Raw genomic sequence first — 2,708 nt, forward strand, 5'->3', positions numbered from 1 at the left:
TTTGAGGTTGCAGATAGAGCTGACGTGGTTTGAAAAGATTTTCGAAGAGTATAAAGTCGCAACAACTGTGTCAATTGCACCAATTTAGTAAGAAAGTATAAAAAAAGAACACCCCGAAAGGTGCTCTGTATAAGTATAGTAATTCTTTCGAATTAACGTTTACTAAATTGTGATGCTTTACGAGCTTTCTTAAGACCTGGTTTCTTACGTTCAACTTTACGTGAGTCACGTGTAAGAAGTCCTGCACGTTTCAATGAATCGCGGAAGTCTGGGTCTACTTGAAGAAGGGCACGAGCGATACCGTGACGGATAGCTCCTGATTGACCAGCGTATCCACCACCTACAACATTAACGAAAACGTCGTATGAACCTACAGTTGAAGTAACTGCGAATGGTTGGTTGATGACAAGACGAAGGTCAGCGTGTGGGATGTACTCTTCAACATCTTTTTTGTTAACAGTGATTTTACCAGTTCCTGGAACAAGGCGAACGCGTGCAACAGCGTTTTTACGACGTCCAGTACCTGCATATTGTGCTTGTGACATACTTTATTTGTTCCTTTCCTTAGATAAGTCCTGAAATGTCAAGAACTTCTGGTTGTTGTGCAGCATGAGTGTGCTCAGCTCCAACAAATACTTTCAACTTCATACCTTGAGCGCGTCCAAGTGTATTGTGTGGAAGCATACCTTTAACTGATTTCTCGATCAAACGTACTGCATTTTTAGAACGAAGTTCACCTGCAGAGATTTGTTTCAATCCACCTGGGTGGTTTGAGTGAGTGTAGTAGATTTTATCAGTTGCTTTTTTACCAGTTAATTTAACTTTTTCAGCATTGATAACAATCACAAAGTCACCTGTATCAGTGTGTGGTGTAAATGTTGGTTTGTTTTTTCCGCGAAGTACGCTAGCAACTACTGCAGAAAGACGTCCAAGTGGTACATCAGTTGCGTCAACTACGTACCATTTACGTTCAACTTGGCCTGGTTTAGCCATAAATGTTGTTTTGTTCATGATTTCTCCTATATATAGTTCGATTTTTGTTTACGGTGATGGGTGTTCCTTCCCATCGAAAAGTATTTGGAAGGTTCCGGGGCCTTTCAAATGGGGTAAACAATACCGCTTACTATCATACCAAATTTCACCCCTAAAAGTCAATAGATATGAAAAATATTTTTCGGTAACTTCTCAAAGTAACTGAAAGTTATATAATCAAGTTAATTTGGGAATTTACCTATTAACTTCGGGAGATTTTTGGGATTTTTTCCTTATTTTTCCCTGTAGCTAAAATCCTTTTCAAAAAATTACCTTTTCTTGATTTTTAATCCTATTTGTTGTATGATAAGGGAAAAGAAAGGGGGCAGAGATATGGCTTTTACCAATGCCCACATGCGGTCTGCTAGTTTTGGCATTGTTACCAGTTTGCCTGATGACGTTATTGACTCTTTTTGGTATATCATCGACCATTTCTTAAAAAATGTCTTTGAATTGGAAGAAGAACTTGAGTTTCAATTGCTTAATAACCATGGAAAAATTACCTTCCACTTTTCAAGCCAACACCTCCCTACAGCCATTGATTTTGACTTTAACCATCCTTTCGACCCTCTGTATCCCCCGAAAGTACTGGTTTTAGATATGGACGGTAGAGAGACTATCCTCCTCCCAGAAGAAAATGACCTATTTTAATACTCAATGAAAATCAAAGAGCCAACTAGGAAGCTAGCCGCANNTTGAAGAGATTTTCGAAGAGTATAAAAACTCTAGCCTTCAGTTGCAAGTGACTGAAAACTAGAGTTTTTTCTATTGTTTCCAAGCATTATACAAGTTGCGAATAGGTTGCTTTAATGTCGGATGGATAAAATGAGGCGCAATTTCTTGTAGAGACTCAAGAACAAAAAGGCGTTCTGCTATGTAAGGATGGGGCAAGATAAGCTCATCTGTATAAATGGCCTGGTCCTCCACAAAGAGCAAGTCCAAATCAATCAAACGAGGTCCCCAATGCACTTCTCGCACCCGTCCCATCTCTGTCTCAATAGCCAACAATGTTTCTAACAAGACTGGGGCAGGCAACCATGTTTCTACCTCAACCACCTGATTAGCAAAGCTATCCTGCTCCACACCACCCCAAGGCTCCGTCGCTAAGACACTGGATTCTTTGAGAATATGGATACCTCGATTTCGCAGTTTATCAATGGCTTGTTTCAAATTTGCTTGCTTATCTCCCATGTTGCTTCCTAGGGCGATAAAGGCTCGTTGCTTACGGCGATGGATGGTTACTGAGCATGTATCTAGTGGCAAATGCACTGGCGCCCAAGGCTTTTTCAGTTCCAACTTGATTTCTTGGACAAGAGGATAGGTCTCAAAAGTACGTTCTACCAGTTTATAGGCTACCGTTTCAATCAAATCCTCACTCGTTTCCTGAAACCAAGTCGTCCACTGCTGGCACAATTCTCCGTAATGGACAGAGGCTGCTAAATCCAAATCTGTCGCTGCCTTGGTCATATCATAGGATAGGATAGCTGAAACGACAAACTTCTGCCCCAATTCCTTCTCACTGGGAAAAAGACCATGATAGGCAAAAATTTCCAAATCCTTAATCTGCAGTTGATCCATAATGATTCCTTTCTAGAAAAATCCGCCCAAAGCGGATTCTTTTTATACTCAATGAAAATCAAAGTGCAAACTAAGAAGCTAGCCGTAGGCTGCTCAAA

4 protein-coding genes are annotated in these 2,708 nt (G+C 40.5%); 1 reads left to right on the forward strand and 3 read right to left on the reverse strand.

Annotation, left to right across the window (positions count from 1 at the left end; translation table 11 throughout):
- Window positions 1-152 precede the first annotated feature (152 nt).
- A complete protein-coding gene (gene rpsI, locus HT688_RS10650) occupies window positions 153-545 on the reverse strand; it encodes a 30S ribosomal protein S9 (RefSeq protein WP_000075973.1) in 393 nt (130 codons plus the stop codon).
- Between the two features lie 19 nt (window positions 546-564).
- Window positions 565-1,011 carry a 50S ribosomal protein L13 gene (gene rplM, locus HT688_RS10655; protein WP_001044624.1) on the reverse strand — a complete coding sequence of 149 codons (447 nt, stop codon included), beginning with the start codon at window positions 1,009-1,011 and terminating at the stop codon, window positions 565-567.
- A gap of 354 nt (window positions 1,012-1,365) precedes the next feature.
- On the opposite strand from rplM, the gene HT688_RS10660 reads away from it, so the two are divergent.
- Window positions 1,366-1,683, forward strand: a complete 318-nt coding sequence (locus HT688_RS10660) for a DUF960 domain-containing protein (protein WP_031233617.1) — start codon at window positions 1,366-1,368, stop codon at window positions 1,681-1,683.
- 114 nt (window positions 1,684-1,797) lie between these two features.
- On the opposite strand, the gene folK is transcribed toward HT688_RS10660, so the two are convergent.
- Window positions 1,798-2,610: a 2-amino-4-hydroxy-6-hydroxymethyldihydropteridine diphosphokinase gene (gene folK, locus HT688_RS10665; protein ID WP_023936478.1), complete on the reverse strand. Its 813-nt coding sequence runs from the start codon at window positions 2,608-2,610 to the stop codon at window positions 1,798-1,800.
- Between the last annotated feature and the right edge of the window lie 98 nt (window positions 2,611-2,708).

The organism is Streptococcus sp. 1559, assembly GCF_013276735.1.
GTDB lineage: Bacteria > Bacillota > Bacilli > Lactobacillales > Streptococcaceae > Streptococcus > Streptococcus pseudopneumoniae.